General features: G+C 60.1%; 20 protein-coding genes and 1 pseudogene. 15 read left to right on the plus strand and 6 right to left on the minus strand.

The genetic code is table 11. The annotated features are described in order from the left end of the window. Positions 1-64: 64 nt before the first annotated feature. The 7 genes from ACA048_RS09625 (at position 65) to qhpG (ending at position 9,630) form a co-directional block, all read left to right on the plus strand. Complete coding sequence (locus ACA048_RS09625; protein ID WP_497628900.1) at positions 65-1,375, plus strand: MFS transporter; 1,311 nt, start codon at positions 65-67, stop codon at positions 1,373-1,375. Between the two features lie 23 nt (positions 1,376-1,398). After that, complete coding sequence (locus tag ACA048_RS09630) at positions 1,399-2,628, plus strand: Zn-dependent hydrolase (protein WP_497628901.1); 1,230 nt, start codon at positions 1,399-1,401, stop codon at positions 2,626-2,628. 151 nt (positions 2,629-2,779) lie between these two features. Further along, the gene (locus tag ACA048_RS09635; protein WP_497628902.1) at positions 2,780-3,805 is read left to right on the plus strand and encodes a histone deacetylase family protein; all 1,026 of its coding nucleotides are present in this window, start codon (positions 2,780-2,782) and stop codon (positions 3,803-3,805) included. Between the two features lie 249 nt (positions 3,806-4,054). Beyond that, positions 4,055-5,959, plus strand: coding sequence for a sigma-54-dependent Fis family transcriptional regulator (locus ACA048_RS09640; protein ID WP_497628903.1), 1,905 nt, complete (start codon positions 4,055-4,057; stop codon positions 5,957-5,959). After that, entirely contained in the window at positions 5,959-7,677 is a 1,719-nt protein-coding gene (locus ACA048_RS09645; protein ID WP_497628904.1) for an ABC transporter ATP-binding protein, read from the plus strand. Before ACA048_RS09640 ends, ACA048_RS09645 begins: the two co-directional genes overlap by 1 nt. After that, on the plus strand, positions 7,667-8,344 hold the full coding sequence (gene qhpE / locus ACA048_RS09650; RefSeq protein ID WP_497628905.1) for a subtilisin-like serine protease QhpE: 678 nt from the start codon (positions 7,667-7,669) through the stop codon (positions 8,342-8,344). The genes ACA048_RS09645 and qhpE overlap by 11 nt, the downstream gene beginning before the upstream one ends. Continuing rightward, positions 8,341-9,630, plus strand: a complete 1,290-nt coding sequence (gene qhpG, locus ACA048_RS09655; RefSeq protein WP_497628906.1) for a flavin-dependent monooxygenase QhpG — start codon at positions 8,341-8,343, stop codon at positions 9,628-9,630. The genes qhpE and qhpG overlap by 4 nt, the downstream gene beginning before the upstream one ends. Positions 9,631-9,747: 117 nt before the next feature. Here qhpG and ACA048_RS09660 read toward each other — a convergent pair whose 3' ends face one another. Beyond that, the gene (locus ACA048_RS09660; protein ID WP_497628907.1) at positions 9,748-11,238 is read right to left on the minus strand and encodes an aldehyde dehydrogenase family protein; all 1,491 of its coding nucleotides are present in this window, start codon (positions 11,236-11,238) and stop codon (positions 9,748-9,750) included. 274 nt (positions 11,239-11,512) lie between these two features. On the opposite strand from ACA048_RS09660, the gene ACA048_RS09665 reads away from it, so the two are divergent. Then, a complete protein-coding gene (locus ACA048_RS09665; protein WP_497628908.1) occupies positions 11,513-11,767 on the plus strand; it encodes a DUF1652 domain-containing protein in 255 nt (84 codons plus the stop codon). Positions 11,768-11,817: 50 nt separating this feature from the next. Here ACA048_RS09665 and ACA048_RS09670 read toward each other — a convergent pair whose 3' ends face one another. Then, positions 11,818-12,174 (minus strand): hypothetical protein, encoded by a 357-nt coding sequence (locus tag ACA048_RS09670; RefSeq protein WP_497628909.1) that lies wholly within the window; start codon positions 12,172-12,174, stop codon positions 11,818-11,820. Positions 12,175-12,517: 343 nt separating this feature from the next. Here ACA048_RS09670 and peaA point away from each other — a divergent pair, with 343 nt between their 5' ends. From peaA to peaD, 4 genes are all read left to right on the plus strand, one after another. Next, positions 12,518-14,098, plus strand: a complete 1,581-nt coding sequence (gene peaA / locus ACA048_RS09675; protein ID WP_497628910.1) for a quinohemoprotein amine dehydrogenase subunit alpha — start codon at positions 12,518-12,520, stop codon at positions 14,096-14,098. A 95-nt stretch (positions 14,099-14,193) separates the two neighbouring features. After that, positions 14,194-15,624 (plus strand): quinohemoprotein amine dehydrogenase maturation protein, encoded by a 1,431-nt coding sequence (gene peaB, locus ACA048_RS09680; protein ID WP_497628911.1) that lies wholly within the window; start codon positions 14,194-14,196, stop codon positions 15,622-15,624. Between the two features lies 1 nt (position 15,625). Further along, entirely contained in the window at positions 15,626-15,949 is a 324-nt protein-coding gene (gene qhpC / locus ACA048_RS09685; RefSeq protein WP_008145336.1) for a quinohemoprotein amine dehydrogenase subunit gamma, read from the plus strand. A 37-nt stretch (positions 15,950-15,986) separates the two neighbouring features. Beyond that, positions 15,987-17,105, plus strand: coding sequence for a quinohemoprotein amine dehydrogenase subunit beta (peaD, locus tag ACA048_RS09690; protein ID WP_497628912.1), 1,119 nt, complete (start codon positions 15,987-15,989; stop codon positions 17,103-17,105). A 133-nt stretch (positions 17,106-17,238) separates the two neighbouring features. Here peaD and ACA048_RS09695 read toward each other — a convergent pair whose 3' ends face one another. Next, positions 17,239-17,640, minus strand: coding sequence for a lysozyme inhibitor LprI family protein (locus ACA048_RS09695; RefSeq protein ID WP_497628913.1), 402 nt, complete (start codon positions 17,638-17,640; stop codon positions 17,239-17,241). Between the two features lie 233 nt (positions 17,641-17,873). Between ACA048_RS09695 and ACA048_RS09700 the strand changes: the two genes are divergently transcribed. Beyond that, entirely contained in the window at positions 17,874-18,362 is a 489-nt protein-coding gene (locus ACA048_RS09700) for an SRPBCC family protein (RefSeq protein WP_497628914.1), read from the plus strand. A gap of 289 nt (positions 18,363-18,651) precedes the next feature. Here the strand turns inward: ACA048_RS09700 and inhA are convergent, their stop codons facing one another. Next, the gene (inhA, locus tag ACA048_RS09705; protein WP_497628915.1) at positions 18,652-19,329 is read right to left on the minus strand and encodes an isonitrile hydratase; all 678 of its coding nucleotides are present in this window, start codon (positions 19,327-19,329) and stop codon (positions 18,652-18,654) included. 90 nt (positions 19,330-19,419) lie between these two features. Between inhA and ACA048_RS09710 the strand changes: the two genes are divergently transcribed. Next, positions 19,420-20,403, plus strand: a complete 984-nt coding sequence (locus ACA048_RS09710) for a GlxA family transcriptional regulator (RefSeq protein WP_497628916.1) — start codon at positions 19,420-19,422, stop codon at positions 20,401-20,403. Here ACA048_RS09710 and ACA048_RS09715 read toward each other — a convergent pair. Further along, positions 20,372-20,464: pseudogene (locus tag ACA048_RS09715) on the minus strand (alpha/beta hydrolase); the annotation flags it as partial. The gene ACA048_RS09710 and the pseudogene ACA048_RS09715 sit on opposite strands and share 32 nt — an antisense overlap. A 382-nt stretch (positions 20,465-20,846) precedes the next feature. Between ACA048_RS09715 and ACA048_RS09720 the strand changes: the two are divergent. Continuing rightward, positions 20,847-21,308 carry a cupin domain-containing protein gene (locus ACA048_RS09720; protein WP_497628917.1) on the plus strand — a complete coding sequence of 154 codons (462 nt, stop codon included), beginning with the start codon at positions 20,847-20,849 and terminating at the stop codon, positions 21,306-21,308. A gap of 307 nt (positions 21,309-21,615) precedes the next feature. Here ACA048_RS09720 and ACA048_RS09725 read toward each other — a convergent pair whose 3' ends face one another. Continuing rightward, positions 21,616-22,005 carry a hypothetical protein gene (locus ACA048_RS09725; protein ID WP_497628918.1) on the minus strand — a complete coding sequence of 130 codons (390 nt, stop codon included), beginning with the start codon at positions 22,003-22,005 and terminating at the stop codon, positions 21,616-21,618. Positions 22,006-22,224: the final 219 nt, after the last annotated feature.

Here is a 22,224-nt window from a genome sequence, read left to right on the forward strand (position 1 = left end):
CGTCAGAGCGCCTTGATTTTGCTGTTTCACTCCTGCCAAAAAAATAACCAAAGGAGACCGACCCATGAAGCCCCAAGCTTCTCCTCAGCCGCGCCGTGCGGCCGCCGCAGCCTTCATCGGCACCATGATCGAGTGGTACGACTTTTACATCTACGCGACCGCGGCCGCGTTGGTATTCGGCGCGCTGTTTTTCCCCTCCGACGACAAACTGTTCAGCACCATGGCTGCGTTCGGCACCTTCGCCGTGGGCTTTTTTGCGCGGCCGTTGGGCGGGATTATTTTCGGCCATATCGGCGATCGCATTGGCCGCAAAAAGTCGCTGATCATCACATTGCTGATGATGGGCGTGGTCACGGTCTGCATCGGCTTGCTGCCGACCTACGCACAAATCGGTGCAGCGGCGCCGGTACTGCTGATTTTGCTGCGCATCGTCCAGGGCATCGCCGTCGGTGGCGAGTGGGGCGGGGCGGTGTTGATGGCCGGCGAGCATGCACCGAAAGGTCGACGCAATTTCTTCGCATCCTTTGCCCAACTCGGCAGCCCGGCCGGTTTGATTCTGTCTCTGCTGGCATTCAGCGCAGTCACCCGTTTGCCGGAAGAAGACCTGATGAGCTGGGGCTGGCGTCTGCCGTTCCTCGCCAGCTCGCTGTTGTTGCTGGTGGGCCTGGCGATTCGCTTGGGCGTGAATGAATCGCCGGAGTTCCTCGCCAGCCGCGAACTGGCCCGCAAAAGCACACGTAAAGAGCAGGCTCCGGTCATGGAAGTCCTGCGCACCGCATGGCGCCCGCTGCTGCTGTGCATCGGCGCCAATACCCTCGGGATCGCCGGGGTGTATTTCACCAATACCTTCATGATTGCCTACACCACCCAGCAACTTGAACTGCCGCGCTCGCTGATTCTTGAGTGCCTGTTCGTGGTGGCGATCATTCAGTTCTGCATTCAACCCTTGGCGGCGTGGGTTGCCGAGAAAATGGGCGCAACGCGATTCCTGTGCCTGGTGTCGTTGTTGGCCATGGCGTCTCCATACCCGATGTTCGTGCTGGTCAGCTCGGCACAGGCGCCGCTGATCATCCTCGGTATCGCCCTGGCGGTGGTGTGCATGGCGTCGTTCTACGCGGTGATCGCCGGTTACGTCAGCGGCATGTTCGAGACCCGCGTGCGCTACACCGCGATTTCGCTGGCCTATCAGATTTGCGGTGCGCTGGCCGGTGGCTTGACGCCGCTGATCGGCACGTTGCTGGCGCACAAGTTCGCCGGTCAATGGTGGCCGATGGCGGTGTTCTACAGCCTGATTGCCGCGACTTCATTGATCTGTGTCCTGTCCCTTGCCCGGCGTCATGCCAGCGCTGAACGCGTCGAAATGGCCAACGCTTAATCGAAGTTTCCAGGAGTGATTTTATGTTGAAGATTAATGGCGAACGCCTCTGGGCGAGCCTGATGGCCATGGCCGAAATCGGCGCCACCGCCCGGGGCGGCAGTTGCCGCCTGGCCCTGAGCGAGGAAGACAAGGCCGGTCGCGAACTGTTTTCCCACTGGTGCCGCGAAGCCGGCATGACCCTGAGCGTGGATGCCATCGGCAACCTGTTTGCCCGCCGTGCCGGCACCGACCCCGAAGCCGCGCCAGTGATGATGGGCAGCCACCTCGACACTCAGCCTGAAGGCGGGCGTTTCGACGGCGTTTACGGCGTACTTGCCGGTCTGGAAGTGGTGCGCTGCCTGAATGACCTCGGCATCCAGACCCGCAAGCCGCTGGAAGTGGCGGTGTGGACCAACGAAGAGGGCGCTCGCTTCACCCCGGCGATGTTCGGCTCGGCGGTGTTTACCGGGATCATGGAGTTGGATGCCGCGTTGGCAGTGCGTGACATTGACGGCATCAGCGTTGCCGAGGCGCTGCAGCGCACCGGTTACGCCGGCGAGCGTCCACTGGGCGGAGCGGTGGACGCGTACTTTGAAGCGCACATCGAACAAGGTCCGATCCTTGAGGACAACGCCAAAACCATCGGCGTGGTCAGCGGTGGCCAGGCGATTCGCTGGCTGGACGTGCGAGTCGAAGGCATGGCGGCCCACGCCGGCACCACGCCGATGCCGCTGCGCAAGGACGCCCTGTACGGCGTGGCGCGAATGATTCAGGCGATCGAAGGCCTGGCCAGCGATTTCGCCCCCGAAGGTCTGACCACCGTCGGCGAGTTGAGCATCAACAAATCCTCACGCAACACGATTCCGGGGCTGGTGAATTTTACCGTGGACCTGCGTCATCACCGCGACGAAGCCATCGATGCGATGGAGCAGCAGGTGCGTGCGCGACTTCAGGCCATTGCCGATGATCGCGGTTTGAATCTGACGATCACCCCGCATTGGATCAGCCCGGCGACGCCGTTCAACGTCGAATGCGTGGCGGCGGTGCAGCAGGCGGTGGACGCGCTCGGCTACGCTCAGCAATCGATTGTCAGCGGTGCCGGTCACGACGCAATTCACCTGGCGCGGTTCTGTCCGACGGCGATGGTGTTTATCCCGTGCGTCGGCGGCTTGAGCCATAACGAAGCGGAAGATGTGCTGCCCGAAGACGTGCGTCAGGGCACCGATGTGCTGCTCAACGCCGTGCTGTCCCGCGCAGTAAGCGCTGAGTAAACACGACCGATGTAGGAGCAAGCTTGCTCGCGAATGCGGTGTGTCATTCAACAATAATGTCGACTGACACGCCCTCTTCGCGAGCAAGCTTGCTCCTACAGTTGAACGCACCCGGATTCAAGATCTACGTTAACTGACAGGTATCAACCCCATGCGCAGTTTTTTCCACCCCGAACAATTGCTTCACCATCCACGCAGCTACTATTCCCGTGGGCAAATGCGTACGCCGCAGGAAGTGCCGGAGCGCGCTCAGCGACTGGTGCAGGCGTCGCACTCGCTGGGCTTTAAAGTCGAGCAACCGGTCGATGCCGGGCTCGATCCGCTGCTGGCAGTCCACGGCGCGCCGTACCTGGCGTTCTTGCAGGAGGCCCATCAGCGCTGGAAGGAAATCCCCGAGGATTGGGGCGATGAGGTGATGTCGAACATCTTCGTGCGCGAGCCCAACGCCCTGCGCGGGGTTCTCGCCCAGGCCGCACGCTATCTGGCCGATGGTAGTTGCCCGGTGGGGGAACAGACCTGGCGTTCGGCCTATTGGTCGGCGCAGAGCGCGATTGCGGGCGCCCAGGCGTTGCTCGATGGCGAGCCGGCCGCTTACGCCGTGTGTCGTCCACCGGGTCACCACGCTCGGGCCGAAGCGGCGGGTGGTTTCTGTTATGTGAACAATGCAGCGGTGGCGGCGCAGGTGTTACGCAGCGGGTTTGAGCGAGTCGCGGTGCTCGATACCGACATGCACCATGGGCAGGGGATTCAGGAGATTTTCTACGAGCGTGATGACGTGCTCTACGTCTCGGTGCATGGCGACCCGACCAATTTCTATCCGGGGGTTGCAGGCTTTGGTGATGAGCGCGGTGTCGGGGCAGGAGAAGGTTTCAACCTGAACTTGCCGATGGCCCATGGTGCGAGCGAGGCAGACTTCCTCGATCAACTGGATATCGCGTTGACCGCGGTGAAGGATTTCGGTGCCCAAGTGCTGGTGCTGTCCCTCGGGTTCGATATTTTCGAACTGGACCCACAGAGCAAAGTGGCGGTGACCCGTGAAGGGTTTGCGACGCTGGGGGCGCGGATTCGCAGCCTTGGCCTGCCGTGCCTGATTGTGCAGGAGGGTGGGTATCACCTGGAGAGCCTGGAGGATAATGCCCGGGCGTTTTTTGTGAGCCCCGAGGTGTGGCAACTCTGAGAGCACGGGTGTCTGGTAGATCGCTATCGCGGGCAAGCCATGCTCCTTACAAGGGCCGAGGTTGAATGCCAATCCAGGTTCGGCTCGATCCCTGTAGGAGCAAGGCTTGCCCGCGATGAACGATAACGCGGTGCAACGGATGAAACACAAGCGCCGTAAGGCACTTGCCATCGCCCTGACGTTAACGTAAACATTGCGGCAAGGCGCTGAGCTTAAAACAGCGCAAGGCGGACCGATTCGGAGCGCTTGATGACGCCAATAAAAACAACACCACCCAAACGTCACCACGAAGCCCGGCTGGCCCGGGAAAAACTCCATCTGGAGGGCGAAGTCCCCGATGGCATATTGCGTGCGGAAATCGATGCGTCGTGGCGGCGCAGCCTCAGTCATGGCGTGCATTTCAACGGCAAACACGAACTCGCACTGGAATCGAGCGCCAGCCTCGACGTGCTGCTGGCCAGCAACCGACTGCTGATCGACGCGGCATTGCCGGCGATTGATTACCTGGCCGAACGTCAGGGCAAGGAAGGGCTGATTATCCTCGCCAACTCCGACGCCACCATTCTCGCCGTCGAAGGACGCGCCGATCGCCTCAAAGGCAGCGGCCTGCAAGACATCACCTTGGGCGCCTGCTGGAGCGAAGCCGCTCGCGGCACCAACGCGCTGGGCACTGCACTGGTTGAAGCCCGGCCTACGATGATCGATTGCGGCGAGCATTACCTCGATCGCCTGACCGATTTCTCCTGCACCTCGGTGCCGATCCATTGTCCGCAAGGCGGCATGCTCGGCGTGCTCGACCTGACCCGCGAAGGCCCGCTTGGTCGCGCTCACGACAGCACCGCGTTGCTGGCCATGGCCGTCAGCCAGATTGAAAGCCGCGTCTTCAACGCCAGTTATCCCGACGAAATCGTCCTGGCCTTCCACAGCCGTCGTCAATACCTCGAATCCCCCTGGCAAGGTTTGCTGGCGGTGAGCCTTGGCGGTCAGATCCTCGCGGTCAGCGCCCAGGCCTGTCAGTTGCTCCACGCCGAACGCTCGGCGCTGGTCGGTCGGCGTTGTGAAGAGTTTCTCGGGGTCGATGGGCTCCAGCTTTTATCGCGGTTGCATCAGGGCGGCGTCGGCAGCCTGCAAACCGCCAAAGGCGAATTCTTCTACAAAACCTTGCGCGCGCCGCAACGCTCGATCGGCATCAGCAGCCCACCGCGCAGCACCGCCAAAACCGTCAAGCCCCAGCCGGACCTTGAGTCCCTGGCCGGGAGTAACGTGCGTTATGCCCGAGCCTTGCGCATGGCCCGGCAAGGCCTGGCCAATGAATTGCCGGTGTTGCTGCTCGGTGAAACCGGCACCGGTAAAGAAGTCATCGCCCGCGCTTTGCACATGGCTGGAACCCGTTGCGACAAACCCTTCATCGCGGTGAACTGCGCGGCGATTCCCGAAGGCCTGATCGAGTCGGAACTGTTCGGCTACCGAGAAGGTGCCTTCACCGGCTCCCGCCGTGGCGGCATGATCGGTCGCCTGCAACAGGCCCACGGTGGCACCTTGTTTCTCGATGAAATCGGCGACATGCCGTTGGCCCTGCAAGCGCGTTTACTGCGGGTACTGCAAGACCGCAAAGTCGCACCGCTGGGGGCAGGCGAAGAGCAAGACATCGACGTCGCGTTGATCTGCGCCACGCACCGCGACCTCAAGCGTCTGGTGGAAGAGAAACACTTCCGTGAAGACCTGTTCTACCGAGTCAACGGCATCAGCGTGATGCTTCCGGCCCTGCGCGAGCGCGAAGATTTCAGTGCGCTGGTCGGGCGATTGCTGGCCAGGCTTGATGCCCCGACTGTCGTTCTGCATGACGATTTGAGCCGCTTGCTCGGGGGGTATCACTGGCCCGGCAACATCCGCCAACTGGAAATGGTATTGCGCACCGCGCTGGCCATGCGCGAACCGGGGGAGACTGTCCTCACCCACGATCACTTGCCCGACAGCATGCTCGACGAATTGTCCGCGACCGAACGGCCTCAAGCCGGCAGCATCCGTGAAAATGAACTGGAGTTGATTCGTCAGTCGCTGGACACTCACCAGGGCAATGTTTCGGCCGCCGCCGAGGCGTTGGGCATCAGTCGCGCGACCTTGTATCGCAAGCTCAAACAGTTGCGTTCGTGATGCAGCGCCTGATCGTTCGGCTGATCGACAGCCAGAATCCAGAGGCCTTGCAAGCGGCATTGCGCTGGCTCTACAGCTTCGTGCGGCCACATCGTTTGGCCATCGTCGGGCTGCTCGGTTTATCGGTGTGCGCCTCACTGCTGGTGTTGGTGCAACCGTGGCTGACCAAGCTCCTGATCGACGATGGCCTGCTGGCGCGCAATTTTCCGATGCTGGTGTTGATTGCCGGGTTGATGATCGTTGCCGGGCTGCTCGGCACGGCGCTGTCGGGCATCAATCGCTACCTGCACACGCGATTGTCCGGGCGGATTCTGTTTGCCCTGCGCGATGATCTCTATCGCCATTTGCAGACGCTTTCACCGAGTTTTTACGGTCAGCGGCGGATCGGTGACTTGATGTCGCGCCTGGATGGCGACGTCGCGGAGATCCAGCGTTTCGCCGTGGACTCGCTGTTCTCGGCGGTGTCGAGCGTGATTGGCCTGGTCTGCGCGGTGGCGATGTTGCTGACCCTGTCGTGGAAGCTCTCGTTGTTGGCACTGGTGCTGATTCCCCTCGACGTGCTCTGGCTGCGCTGGATGCGGCGCAAGGTCGAGCGGGATGTGCGGCAATTGCGCGAGCGCTCGGCGGATATGTCCTCGTTCATGGTCGAGACGCTGCCGGTGATGAAGTTCATCCAGTCCGCCGGCCAGCAACAGCGTGAAGCACGACGGCTGGAGACGCTGGGCCACGGCTACATGAGCCAATTGCTGCGTCTGCAAGTCACTGAGTTTTTTACCCAGGCCGTACCGGGCACATTGACGTCGTTATCCCGTGCCTGTGCGTTTTTGATTGGCGGTTATTGGGTGGTGCAGGGCACTTGGCAACTCGGCGCGCTGATCGCATTCTCCACGTATTTGGGCATGGCCGTCGGACCGGTTCAGAGCCTGCTCGGGCTCTACGTCGCCATTCAACGGATGACTGTCAGCCTCGGGCGCGTGATGGAATTGCGCGGCGAAGAGCCGACCGTTTTGACGCCGGTCCAACCGCAGCCGATGCCTGCCTGCGGTGACCTGCGATTCGACGATGTGCACTTCAGCCATCCCGGCCGCCCGACGACCTTGCGCGGTATCGAAGCGCGCATTCCTTATGGCTTGAAAGTCGCCCTCAGCGGCGGCTCCGGGGTTGGCAAATCAACCCTCATCGATCTGCTGCAACGTCACCACGATCCACAATCGGGTCGGGTGTTGCTGGGTGAGGTCGACCTTCGGGAGCTGGACCTGTTCCAGTTGCGTCGGCGGATTGCCGTGGTCAGTCAGGACATCGTTTTGTTTCGCGGCAGCCTCGCCGACAACCTGGCCTACGCCGTGCCGGACGCCAGTCGCGAGGCGATTGCCGAAGTCGCGCGGCTGGCGCAACTCGACAGCTTGATTGAGTCGTTGCCCGAAGGCCTCGACAGTCCGTTGGGCGAGCGTGGTCAGCAACTGTCCGGTGGTCAGAAACAGCGCATCGCCATTGCCCGGGCGCTGTTGCAGGACCCGCTGATTCTGGTACTCGACGAAGCCACCTCGGCGGTGGATGAAGCCACCGAACGCGAAGTGATCGAAGCCATCGACCGACTGTTTGCCGCACGTACACGAATCTTGATCAGCCACCGCCCCTCAACCCTGGCCGATGCCGATCTGCGTTTTGAATTGCTCGACGGCGTGCTCACGTCAAAAACGGTGCTGCATGAAGCCTGAATTGCGAATCGGCGTCGTCGACAGCGGCCATTCGGCGGCGCAACGGGTGCAGGTCGTCGCTGGGCGGAGGTTTTCGTTGCTGGAGGACGGGTTGGCCGAAAGCGACTTGCGCGATGATCCGCTGGGCCACGGAATCGCAGTGATCGAGGCCATCGGGCGGCGGGCACCTTCAGCGGTGTTTTGCGTGGGGCAGGTGTTTGACCAGCGCGGCGTCACCAGCGCCTTGCAGATCGCCAGCGCCATCGACTGGCTGGTGGCACAGGACGTCCGGTTGATCAATTTGAGCCTCGGTTTACGGCAGGATCGCAGCCTGTTGCGCGAAGCCTGTGCAGCGGCAGTAGCGCGAGGGGTTCTACTCTGCGCATCGAGCCCGGCACAAGGCGAGGGCGTGTTTCCGGCGAATTATCCGCAGGTGCTGCGCGTCACCGGCGATGCGCGCTGCGCCGAACAGGAATGGTCGTGGCTCAACAGCGCGCAAGCGGATTTTGCCGCGTGTGTGCATGGGACCTATCCAGGGCAGTCCGGCGCCAGTCTGGGGTGTGCGGCGTTGAGCGGGCACATCGCCGCTTTTCTGGTCGCGCACCCAGGGGCGAGCAACGAACAGGTGGTCGAGTGGCTGCGCGAGCACGCGTGTTATCGCGGCCCTGAACGGCGCATCGGGCCATGATTGTGATTCTCGGCGCCGGGCCAGCGGGAGCTGCGGTGGCCCTGGGGTTGCGGCGGCTCGGTTATCCCGTGACGCTGGTCAGCGAGTGGCGCCGGTTTGCGGCGCTGGAAGGTGTTTCGGTGCGTGTGCTGGAGGCTTTGCGTGGCGCGGGTCTGCATCAGGCGCTGGCGGAGGCGGCGTTGCCTTCCCAGCGACAAGTGTCGTGGAACGGTCAGCAGCATGCGCAGAACATTGAATTTTTGTTGGACCGTCCAGGCTTCGACCGAGGCCTGCGCGAAGACCTGCGCCTGGCTGGCGTTGAGGTGATCGAAGGTCGAGTGCTGACTGTCCAGGCGGACGCGTCGGGGCATCGAATTGAGATCGAAGGGCGCGAAACGCTGGTCGCGGACTTTCTGGTGGAGGCCCGAGGGCGTCAGGCGCCGGCGCTCGGTAAAGGCCTGAGAGGACCGGAGACGGTCAGCCTGCTCAATCGCTGGCAGGCCATGCCGGGCAGCACCGCCAGCGCGGTTGAAAGCCTTGAGGATGGCTGGGCGTGGATGGCGCGACGGGCTGACGGCCAGTGTTATTGGCAGTGGACGGTGGACGTGACTAGCGCCGGGTTGCCCGGTAAGGCGCAATTGCTCGACTATTGTCGTCAACGGCGCCAGGGCTCGGCGTTGGCTCAGGCTTTTTTCGGTGCTACACCTGAAATCGACCTGCAACTGCATGCCCGCAGCAGCACCGCGATTCTGTGCCCGCAGGTGTGCGGTCATCACTGGATTCGGGTTGGGGATGCGGCGATGGCGGTGGATCCGCTGTCGGGTAACGGGATTTTCCAGTCACTGTCTTCGGCGCTACAGGCGCCTGCAGTGATCAACACGCTGTTGCGAAAACCCGAGCGAACGACCCTGGCCCAGCGCTTTCATCAGCAACGGGTTGAGCAGCTGTTTTTGCGGTTTGCGCGGATCGGTCGCGATTTTTACGCCGATGAACGGCGTTGGCTGGATCAGCCCTTCTGGCAGACGCGGCGGTGCTGGCCGGATGCTGAGGTCGCCCATGCCGAAGCGGATTTTGCAGCGCTGAGGATTGAGCGTGCACCGGTTTTGAAAGAGGGGTTTGTTGATGAGGCCGAAGTAGTGATCACGACCGATCAGCCGTTGGGGATCTGGCATGTGCAAGGGGTCGAGGTAGCGCCGTTGGTGCGGCGGTTGTGCAGCGAGCCTGCTGAGCAGGTGTTGGCCGGGTTGACGATGGAGCAAGGGCAGGTGGTTTGGGGGTGGTTGCTGGCCCAGGGTTTTAAACCTTGAGATTTGTAGGGGCCTCTCGGGCGCCATCGCGGGCAAGCCCGGCTCCCACAGGGGATTTGTGATCGACACAGAACCAATGTGGGAGCGGCGCGATGGCGCCCGAAAGGGCGCCGCAAATCACAGCTTGATCAATACTGACTTCAATTCGGTGTAATGCTCAATCGCCGCATACCCCATTTCCCGCCCGACCCCCGACATCTTGTACCCGCCAAACGGCAGCGCCGGGTCCAGGGCGCTGTGGCAATTGACCCACACCGAACCTGACTTGATCCGCGGAATCATCCGGTGCACCGCCGCCAGATCATTCGACCAGATGCTCGCGCCCAAACCGTAAGGGCTGTCATTGGCCATGCGCAACGCATCGGCTTCGTCATCGAACGGAATCGCCACCAGCACCGGGCCGAAAATCTCTTCCTGCACCAGCGAATGCTTCTGATCGACGTCGACGATCACCGTCGGTTTGACGAAAAACCCCGGTCCGAATTGCTCGCCACCGCAGGCGATGGTCGCGCCACTTTCCCGGCCTTTTTCGATGTACCCGAACACGCGCTCCTGCTGGCGTGCGGAGATCAATGGCCCCATCTCGACGCTAGGGTCCAGGCCGTTGCCTAGCTTCATGGCGTTGGCGATGCCCGCAATATCCGCCACCACATTGTCGAAATGTTTGCGTTGCACATACAGCCGCGAGCCTGCGCAGCAGACCTGACCCTGATTGAAGAAAATCGCGCTGGCGGCACCGGCTGCGGCGCCTTTCAAATCGGCGTCGGCCATGACGATGGTCGGTGATTTTCCACCCAGCTCCAGGGTTACGCGGGTCATGGAATCCATGGCGATCTTGCCGATTTGCTTGCCCACGGCGGTAGAGCCGGTGAAGGTCAGCTTGTCCACCAGCGGGTTGTGCGTCAGGGCAGAACCTGCGGTGATGCCAGTGCCGGTAACCACGTTGAACACGCCCTCGGGGTAGCCGGCTTCCAGTACCAGTTCGGCGAGTTTCAGCGCAGTCAGCGGGGTTTCATCCGCCGGTTTGAGCACCACGGTGCAACCGGTGGCGAGGGCCGGGCCGAGTTTCCAGCAGGCCAGCAGCAGCGGGAAGTTCCAGGCGACGATGGCGCCGACCACGCCCACTGCTTCGCGACGGATGAAACTGTGGAATTGATCGTTGGGCATCAACGGCAACGACACCTCAACGCTGGAGCCTTCGATCTTGGTCGCCCAACCGGCCATGTAACGCAGGAAGTCGATGGCCAGTTGCACGTCCATGACCTGGGCGACGGCCGCGCTTTTGCCGTTGTTCAGGCATTCCAGTTGCGCCAGCAGTTCGGCGTCGCGTTGCATCAGGTCGGCGAGTTTCCACAGCAGGTTCTGACGTTCACGCGGGCGGGTGCGGGTCCAGGCCGAGTCATCGAAGGCCTGACGCGCGGCCAGCACGGCACGGTCGACATCGTCGGGCGTAGCCCGTGGCACCACACACAATACTGCGCCGCTGGCCGGGTTGTGCAGGGGCATGGTCTGGCCGTCGGCGGCCTCTACCCAGTCGCCGCCGATCAGCATGCGCGGGGCACGCTGGATGAACGCGGAGGTGGCGGGAAGCAAATCAGGGAGTGACATGGCGAAGCCTCTTATTGTTCGTGAGAACAGAGCTTTCGCAATGGCTGTGCCAAGTCGCCTCAAGGTCTGGTGGGCCTTAAGTAAGTCGGGGTTCGCCGGGTGCAAAAGGAGGGCGGCGGGGAGTTTTTTTTCGCAAATTGCGACAGCCGCTGAGACGACGAGCAACCCGGTTGCGACATTGAACCCCTCTGAGTTGAGGGCTAGAATTTTTTGGCTCGGTGGGTGAAATGATGGAGCATTGCCCGGCCACACATCTCGCGCAAGGGAGGTTGTGATGAACCTTTCAACCCTGGAGATTCAAAGCATCATTGAGCAGAGTTTTCTGCCCTCGGTATGCACCTGCAGCATGGCCCCGGATCAGTCAATGACGATTCGGGTCTGCGATTGCATGACCGGCAAAGTGGACCTGGTGGCGAGCCACGTTCCTGTCTGGGAATTGGACACGGCCCATGCAATTGCGACGCTGGTGGCGCAGATGCAGCAAGAGATCAACGCACACAAACGCGTCCATCCAACGTTTTTAAGTTGAGCCCGCATCAGCCGCACCACCCGTGTGTGGTGCGGCCCTTGCTGAGGTAATCATGAGGGGATTATTCGGGAAATTTCCTCGAACGTGCTGCTATCGACGGCCGCCAGTAACGTCCTGTCATCCTTGAGCGTGGCCAGAAAGGTCACTTGCGTCTCTTTGCCGGCCAACATGAACCCGGCAATCGCGCCGATGGGGCCCAGCAGCATGGCGCCCGCCACGCCGAACCCGATGGCATCCTTGCAATTGGTGATCGACTCCTCGTTGGCGACTTCTACGCGCTTGAACGATGAGAGCGGGAGGGTGAGGCCTGGCCATGGGTGAAGCGACGTCCTGAGGGTAAAAACGCCGTCCCTGTACTCCCCATCACCCTGCAGAAAGTCCCCCGCCAAAACAGTGATGCTTGCCATTTTTTATCCCCTTGCTGGCAATCGGTGAACAACCATTTCGCGCTCGCATCCCCATGGCGTCAATCGTCGGGCGATGAGCTGTTTCGGCCGGGCATCTAAGCTTGTCTCAGACTGCAACAACTGTCGCGATATAAGACGCAGGCGATCTCGTCGAAAGCGGTTTTAGCGCTGTTATTTTCACGCAAGTGATTGATAAATAAGGATATAGGCAAGCTGGCACGCTCCGTGTATTGCTTATCGCAGACGTTTCTCTTGCCTCCGTCAGCGGTTCGCCGCCGGCGGCAGAAACCATAAAAACGATAAGCCACAACAATAAGAACGCACCGTGCGAGGTTCGACGTTGATGAAGAGAAAATTCCGATCAGGCCTGAGCGCCAGCCTGCTGGCCGTGGCCGCCTGTGTGGCGCTGCATTCGCCTTATAGCCTGGCAGCCCGCGACGCCCAGACCATCCTCAAGGAAACGTGTCAGGGTTGTCACACCCCCGAAGCCGATAACGCCCTTAGTCGCATCAGCCACCAGCGCAAGACCCCGGAAGGCTGGCTGATGAGCATCGCTCGGATGCAAACCATGCATGGTTTGCAGATCAGCGATGACGACCGTCGCACCCTGGTCAAGTACCTGGCGGACACCCAGGGCCTGGCGCCGAGCGAGACCGATGGCGTGCGGTATGCGCTGGAACGCCGGCTCAATACTGGCGAGAAGTTCGACGACCAGACCAGCCAGATGTGTGGCCGCTGCCACTCCGGTGCGCGGGTCGCTCTGCAACGGCGTCCGGCCCAGGAATGGGAGCGTTTGGTGAATTTCCACCTCGGCCAATGGCCGTCCCTCGAATACCAGGCACTGGCCCGGGACCGCGACTGGTTCGACATCGCTCGCAAAGAGATGGTGCCGCTGCTGGCCAAGCGTTATCCGCTGGACAACCCGGCCTGGAAAAAATGGCAAAGCGTCGCGCCGAAATCCGCCGCGCTGGTGGGCGACTGGAGCTTCAGCGGCCACTTGCCGGGCAAGGGCGAACTGGCCGGCGTGATGACCGTCAGCGCGGACGGCAGCGACACCTTCAAGGTCGCCGTCAAAGGTCAGTACGCTGACGGCACCCCGTTCAACGGCGATGGCAGTGCAATTCTGTACACCGGCTACGAATGGCGCGGCAACGTGACCATTGATGGCGTGACCATGCGTCAGGTGTTCGCCGTTCAAGGCAATGCGATGCAGGGCAGGATGTTCGAGGCCGAGCATGATGAGCGCGGACTGGACTTCGTTGCCGCCAAGCAGGGTTCCAACCGTCTGCTGGCGGTGCAGCCGGGTTATCTGAAGGCCGGTAGCGAAACGGAAGTCACCCTGGTCGGCAGCGGCCTCACTGGCAAACCGGACTTCGGCAAAGGTGTGGCAGTGGTCGAAATCGTCGAGCAAAGCCCTGAGCGGATCAAGGTCAAACTCAAGGCCGCCGCCAATGCCCAACCGGGCGTGCGTGCGGTCACCGTGGGCACGCTGAAAGGCCCGAGCCTGTCGGTCTACAGCACCATCGCCGAAGTCAAAGTGGTGCCGCAGTTTTCGGTAGCGCGGATCGGCGAGGGCGGTGGTTCGACGCCGAAAGTCCAGGGTCGTTTCGATGCTGAAGCCTGGGGCAAGGGCGCTGATGGCAAGCCGTACCGCATCGGCGTGTTCCCGGCGCAGTGGAAGGTCGAGGCCTTCGATGACCGCGCCAAGGAAGACGAAGACGTGAAGTTCGCCGGCACCATGCAGGCCGACAGCGGCGTATTCACGCCGGGCGATGCCGGGCCGAACCCGCAACGCAAAATGTCCACCAACAATGCCGGCAACCTCAAGGTGATCGCCGCCGTCGACGACGCAGGGAAATCCCTGACCGGCGAAGGCCACATGATCGTCACCGTGCAACGCTGGAACAATCCACCCATTCCATGATGTTGAAAACGTGAGCTGGCTGACGTTAACGGTTTCAGACACTTTTTCGGAATGACCGCAGGCCCCGTCAGACGGGGTTTGCACAGGAGGTTGCAATGGGCGCTATTTTGAATCTGGTCGAACGGAACCTGCACGAAGTGCACGTCGACGCCGACCGCATGCTGTTTCACATCCCTAGCAGTTCGCTGTTCGCCAGTGATGAGCTGACGGGCACGATCATCGATACCTTGCGCGGTCCTGGCTGTTCGTCGGACGACTTGATCCAGCGCCTGGCGGCGCGGTTCAACGGTGAAGAAATCACCGAGACCCTGCGCGAATTGATCTCGCTGGAACTGGTCAGCGACGGTTCGCCGCTAACCCCGGACATCGGCACCAAACGGGTCGAACGCACCGCGATCAATACCGTGGTGCTCAACGTCAACACCGGCTGCAATCTGAGCTGCACCTACTGCTACAAGGAAGACCTCGACAAGCCGTCGGCCGGCAAGAAAATGGACGTCGAAACGGCGGTCGCGTCGGTGGAAATGCTGCTGCGCGAATCCCCGGATGAAGAGCGTTTTACGGTGGTGTTTTTTGGTGGAGAGCCGCTGAGCAACCGCAAGCTGATCGAATACATGGTCGACTACTGTGAACAGCGGTTTGCCGAGGCCGGCAAGTTCGTCGAGTTCGTCATGACCACCAACGCCACGCTGCTCACTGAAGAAACCGTGGACTACCTCAACGCCCACCGCTTTGGGCTTTCGGTGAGTATTGACGGGCCGAAAACCGTGCACGACCGCAACCGCATCACCGTGGGCGGGCAGGGCACCTATGACGTGGTGCGGCGCAAGGCCGAGATGCTCCTGTCGCGCTACAACAGCCGTCCAGTCGGCGCGCGGGTGACGTTGACCACTGGCGTCACCGACGTCGAAACCATCTGGGATCATCTGTTCAACGAGCTGGGTTTTGCCGAAGTCGGATTTGCCCCGGTGACCTCCGGTGACATCAGCAGCTTCAACCTGAGCAGCGACGAACTGGTCGAAGTCTTCGCCAACATGAAGAAGCTCGGTCGGCGTTATCTGGAAGCAGCACTGGAACACCGCAACATCGGTTTTTCCAACCTGCACCAGTTGATTACCGACATTCACGAAGGCCACAAAAAGGCGCTGCCGTGCGGCGCGGGCCTGAAGATGCTGGCGGTGGATCACAAGGGCGAACTGAACCTGTGCCACCGCTTTACCGGTTCGAGTTTGCCGACCTTCGGCAACGTGCACAGCGGCGTCAAACAGGTGGAGTTGAACGACTTCCTGTCCCAGCGCCTCGACCGCAGCAACACCGGTTGCGAAGACTGCCAGATCCGCAACCTGTGCTCCGGCGGCTGCTACCACGAGAGCTACGCCCGGTACGGCGACCCGACCCACCCGACCTATCACTACTGCGAGCTGATGCGTGACTGGGTCGACTTCGGCATCGAGGTCTACACCCGGATCATGGCCCATAACCCTGCGTTTATCAGCAGCTACATCACTCCGCGCAAGGCTCACTGATATGAAACATCTCAAGGCAATCAATAATAAAGCGCTGAAACTGGACGAGGCCGCGGCCGAAAACCGTATCGAAGAAGTGGTGGCGATGAGCTCTGTTGCGGGCTGCGCCTCGACCACCGACCCGGGTTGGGAAATCGATGCGTTTGGTGGGGTGTCGTCGTTGTGCCAGCCGATGGAAGCCGACCTGTATGGCTGCTCTGATCCGTGCTGGTGGCCGGCCCAGGTGCCCGACATGATGAGCACCTACCCGGACTGGAACAAGGATGCCCAGGCGTCCAACGAAAACTGGCGCAACCTCGGAACTGTCTTTCCAAAAGACAAGTAGCCCGTAGAAAAAAGTGGAACAGAAAAAGGATTCCAGCATGCCTAGTATCAATGCCTGCGGCTTGGCCGCGTTCGCCGTCCTGAGCGCCTGTTCGCTCAACGTTCTGGCCGAAGAAAATACAGCACTGCAAGTCGGTCACGAGTACATGGTGACCACCAATTACCCGAACAACCTGCACGTGATCGACCTGGGCACCGACACGCTGTACAAGACCTGCAAGATGCCCGACGCCTTCGGTCCCGGCACCGTGCAACTGTCGCCGGATCGCAAGACCGCCTACGTGTTGAACAACCACTACGCCGATGTCTATGGCGTCGAGCTGGACAACTGCAAACAGGTGTTCCACGCCAGCATTACCCAGAAACCGGGGGAAAAAGCGAAGTCGATGTTCGCCTTCACCCTCAGCCACGACGGCAAGGAGCTGTTCACCATCGCCAACCCGACGCTGATGCTCAACGACCGCTACGAAGTGCAGCAACCGCGGCTTGATGTCTATGCCACCGACGCCGGCATGGACGCCAAACCGGTGCGCAGCTTCCCGGCGCCTCGGCAGTTGACCATCATGCAAAGTGGCGATGACGGCACGCTGTACGTGGCCGGGGCAGATGTCTACAAGGTCAATGTGAACACCGGCAAGTTTGACGTGCTGATCCCCAGCCGCCACTGGAAACGTCCGAACTACAGCGCGCCGGACGTGCTCTACGTGTGGAGCCAGCAGACCTATCGCCATGACTTCTCGCTGCTCTACACCGCGGCGAAATTCAAGGACAAGAAGCAGGACCCCGCCACCGCCGAGTACCTTTACGGGCTGTTCAGCATCGACCTGAAAACCGGCAAGACCGAAACCACCGACTTCGGCCCTCTGACGGAAATCTACTTCAGCGGCATGCGCTCGCCGAAGGATCCGAACCTGATGTTCGGGGTGCTGAACCGGTTGGCCAAGTACGACATCAAAGAAAAGAAAATGCTCCAGGCGGCGACGCTGGATCATTCCTATTACTGCATTTCCTTCAACAAGGACGGCAGCAAGATTTATCTGGCCGGGACGTTTAACGACGTCGCAATTTTTGATGCCGACAGCCTGAAGCAGATTGGCAGCGTCAAGTTGCCGGGTGGGGATATGGCGATAACGACGGCGCAGGTGTTTGTCCGGTAATCGCTTTTGCCTGATCTGACGCCATCGTGAGCAGGCTCGCTCCCACACTGGAACTGTGAACGCAGGACCAATGTGGGAGTGAGCCGGCTCCGGGCGGCGTTCCGACGATGAGGCCCTCAAGATCACAAAATCATCAAACCCCAGGCACCGGACAACCCACATCCCCCTCCTGGCACTTCAGATAATTCTTGAACGTCTGAACCCGCGCCTTGGTCAGGTCCGTGGTGCAATTGCTGTAGACCAACGGATACAAACTGCCCCCATCCACCCCCGACGCTGAAAACGTGCACTCGGCATCCCGGAATGCGACCCACGCCCGCTGCGCCCCCACCAACAATTTCTTGCGGTCGGGCTCGCCTTTCAGGCGCGTGGTGATTTGCAGATACAACGCATTCAATTCCTTATCGGCCGCCGCATGCTGTTGCGCCGCGCACTGGTTCATCGTGGCTTGGTCGCTGGCGTTTTCGCAGTCCGCGGCGACAGCCATTGAGGTAAACATCACAGGCGCCAGCGCCAGGAAAAAGCGTGAGTACATGGAGGAAACTCGCTGTGACGAGGGGAATTGGGGAGCAGTGTAGCCAATTGCCGACTGAGGATGACCTGCCTGTGGAGCGCTGCCAGCCAACTGTCTCGTCCGCAAACCCGAACTTATGCGCGCAAATGCGGCCGAATATTGCGGGCATGGTTGATCGTGACAAGCGATTGGTACATTTTTAGGGTTGGTCTTGTGGTTGTTACTGACCTACTGTTCAGTACAGGAGGTGTCTTATGAACCCAGCATCAGATCGCATCGAAAGGAAAATCCTGCTCAAGGCGAAGCGTTCGCACGTCTGGCGCGTGCTGGCCAATGCCGAAGCGTTCGGGCAGTGGTTTGGGGTAGCGCTTGAAGGTAAGCGTTTCGTCGCCGGCGAGTGGACCCAGGGGCAGATAACCTATCCGGGGTATGAGCACTTGCTGTGGAATGTTCTAGTGGAACGGGTCGAGCCGGAGCGACTGTTTTCGTTTCGCTGGCACCCTTACGCCATCCACCCGGAAGTCGACTACTCCCAGGAACCGACCACGCTGGTGAAATTCGAGCTCGAAGACATGGATAACGGCACGCTGCTCAAGGTGTCCGAATCCGGTTTCGATCACGTTCCGCAGGCGCGTCGCGAAAAAGCGTTTCGCATGGACAGCCGTGGTTGGGAAGAGCAGATGAATAACATTGAACAGTTTCTGGTTGAAAGCGCCAAAGCCCACGAGCGTGAGGGTGGTTGAGGCTACAGGTCGCTAAACTCGTGGCCTGCAGGCTGGACACCTGAGGCGTCTAAGGGTTTTCGGAAGGGCGGCTATAGCGAATGTCTTACACGCGGTGGTAGCTATGTCGTCTGTTGCAGATTGGATCCGACACGTAATCTAGCCCCATCAACTGAAGCACAGGAAGCGCTTCAGGATCACGGATGATCGACCATCAGCAAGGATTGGCTACCGACAGGGAGTCGACAATGGTCTTGGGAAAAACCCGCTTCGGCGGGTTTTTTTTGCCTGTCGAAAAGTCTGGCGGTGCTTAAAGTCTGGCCGCCGCCCGTTCGGTGATTTGCGTCCGTTGCTCAAGCGAGGCGGCTGCACGGCGATGCGCTTGGGCCAGAACACTTTGCGGGGCTGTTTCAGGGCTGCCCGACTGAAACGGCGGTGCCGGGGCATATTCCAGCTGCAACTGCACCAGTTGCGCCGTGTCTTTGTCGAACAGTTCAGCCGCCAGGGTCAGGGCAAAATCAATCCCTGCGGTAATCCCGCCACCGGTCAGCAGATTGCCATCGCGCACTACTCGGTCTTTCACCGGGATCGCGCCCAGCGGCTTGAGCAATTCGTGATAGGCCCAATGGGTCGTTGCCCGTTTGCCCTTGAGCAACCCCGCGGCGCCGAGCACCAGCGCACCGGTGCACACCGAGGTGACATACCGCGCGTTGGCGGCTTGAGCCTTGATAAAGGCTAGCGTTTGTTCATCCTCCATCAACGGCCCGACGCCACCGCCGCCGGGAACGCAGATCACGTCCAGCGCCGGGCAGTCGTCGAACGTCATGGTCGGTTTCAGCATTAGCCCGGTGCTCGCGGTGACGGGCACCAGGTCTTTCCAGATCAAGTGCACCTTCACGTCCGGCAGTGAGGCCAAAACATCGTAAGGGCCTGTCAGGTCGAGTTGCTGAACCTGAGGAAACAACAGAAAACCGATCTGCAACGTCATGGCTTATTTCTCCTGAAGTGGGTGGACGTCTTCACTGTAGGCTCGTAGGATTTGGCGTATCCGCCAATCACCCCACGAATTACGCCAATCATGCCGAAAACCATTCACGTACTCGCGTTTGCCAATGTGCAACTGCTCGACATCACCGGGCCCTTGCAAGTGTTCGCCTCGGCCAACGATATTGCCCGCCAGAAAGGGCTGTTGCCGCCTTATGCACCGTCGGTGATTGCCAGCGCTGGCGGGGCGGTGATGTCGTCGGCGGGCCTGGCGCTGTTGGCTGAAGCGTTGCCCGAGGACGGCAGTGACACGCTGGTCATTGCCGGTGGCTGGGGCGTTTATGCGGCCGCAGAAGATCAAGCGTTGGTAGCATGGGTGCGTGAACATGCAGCGGCTTGCCGGCGTGTCTCGTCGGTATGTACCGGGGCGTTTTTGCTGGCGGCCAGTGGCTGGCTCGATGGCCGGCGGGTGGTCACGCACTGGACGCGTTGCGAGCAGTTGGCGCAGAAGCATCCTCTGTTGCAGGTCGAGCCCAATCCAATCTTCATCAACGACGGCCCGGTCTGGACCTCGGCCGGGGTTACGGCTGGCATCGACCTCGCCTTGGCCATGGTCGAAGAGGACCTTGGCCGCAACATGGCCCTGGAAGTCGCCCAACAATTGGTGGTATTCCTCAAGCGTCCGGGCGGCCAGTCTCAGTTCAGCGTGACTTTGTCGTTGCAGAAAGAAGGCGACCGTTTCGACGAACTTCATGCCTGGATCAGTGAGAATCTGACCAAAGACCTCGGCATCCCCACCCTGGCCTTGCAGGCGGGCATGAGCGAGCGCAGCTTCGTGCGCCACTACCGCGCCGATACCGGGCAAACCCCGGCGCGGGCCATTGAGTTGATCCGCGTGGAAACGGCGCGACGCTTGCTTAGCGATACCGGCGTGCCGATTAAAAGGGTGGCGGTGCAATGCGGGTTTGGCAGTGAAGAGACGCTGCGGCGCAGTTTTCTTCGGGCTATGGGGGTAACGCCGCAGGCTTATCGCGAGCGGTTTTCTGTCAGTGTTGCAGTAGATCCAGTAGCGTTTTGAGGGTCATCTCGGGGGCTTCCCCGGGAATGTTATGACCGATGCCTGCCTGCACGCGCCGCTTCTAAGGGCCAATGAAATGCGCGATGCCATTATCAAGATGTATTGCACTACACCTGGGGCGTTTTTTGAAAGCTACGGTCTTTCAGTGTGTGTAAATATATGTTTCGTGAAAAAAGACTATTTACAGCATGAATGAATATTGTTTTCGCAAGTTTATCGGGACTTCCTTGACGAATACTTTTACTACCTTAGCCTTTGTCAGTCACGGTGACCTCGCAATTGGGAATGCTGATCGTCCGTCGAAACATCCGCACACTTATTCAGCTTGCCGGCTCCCGTTCGTCCGGTATTGTCAGACATTGAAAGAGTCAAAAAAATTACTGATATTGCTCACCACTAAACTGCCCCACAGCTGCCTTATTGTCCAACTAAGGAAACATTTGATGTCCAGCCATCCGCCTGTCAAAACACGCTTTGCAACTGTTCTCATGGCTTCGTTATCCTTGCTTGCTGGCGCCATGCATGCCCCGATGGCTGTGGCGGCGGAGCCTCAAGTCGAGGTAACGCAGTTACTGAAAACAACGCAGTCGTGGGACGGCGTTCAATATCGCAAGTATCCAGAAGGCCAGCCGGAAGTATCGGTCCTGCGCTATAAAATCCCGGCACATAGCTCGCTACCGTGGCACACCCATCCGGTAGTCAATGTCGCCTATGTTCTTTCCGGTCACCTGACGGTCATCCGCAAGGATAACGGAAAGACAATGGACATTGGTCCGGGAGACGTATTGCCTGAGATAGTCGGCGCCTTTCATCGCGGCGAGAGTGGTGATGAACCGGTTGAACTGATTGTGTTCTATGCAGGAACCCCGACCGTTGCATTAACGGTCAAGTCCGAGCCTGACTAATCGCAACTTGTACATGTTGTAACATGAAGTTATTTTTCGAAGCATTAATGCAGTCCGTGTTATTGGGGATCACCCACTTGTAACAAGTTTTTCGACTGGTGCCGTGAGCCGCACAGACGTGTATGAAATGGAGTCGACCGGACAGACCGTCGGCAATGAACTTACTTTCAGGCCCATAGGTTTCAGCTCTCGCCATGGCACGGTCTGCTCATCGGAATCGACCCGTGCCCATAAAAGCTGTTACCTATGTGCTTGAACTGCTTTGCTACTTGAATTCCTGATGTAAATCGACCATGAGTGCTTCTCCTTACGCTTCCACTTCCGCCAACTGATTAAAGTACTTCGACCGATCCGGCGTAAACGTCACCACCATGCCGGTTCGGGAACAGGCCAACGCCCGCTCTGCACCTAAATCAACATCCAGATCCTCCCCGCGCAAGCCTTGCCACTGCGCCAGGTATTTGAGCGATCCGTACTTTTCGAGTTTTTTCAGGCTGCGACTGACACCACCCTTCCAGCCCAGCACCGGCAGTTCCCCGGCAAGGCTGCGTTGGGCGAGTTCGGGAAAGCGGGTGGCGCGTTGGCGGCCGATTTCCCAGCATTTGATCAAGCCTTTGTCCGGGCCTTCCCATAATTGCTCGCGGTTCAGACCTGACCGGAAGGGGGAGTCGATGCTGCGGTGGATGCGCTGGTTCATTCTGGTTCCTTGAATTCGGGTTTTATTGGACAGCTCCGCTGTACCCGTTGAGGTTGGATGTTAGGGGGGGATGTAACGACTGGCAACAAGGTATTTCCGGGTGTAGGAATCTGCCGTGCTGGGGTGGTGCGAGGAGGGGTGTTTGGCTTTTGTAGGTTTCAGGGCAGTAGCGTCCGCCAAGTCTCGCCAGAGCGGGGCTGATATGTTTCGGCGGGGTGT

The organism is Pseudomonas sp. LBUM1659 (assembly GCF_059716045.1).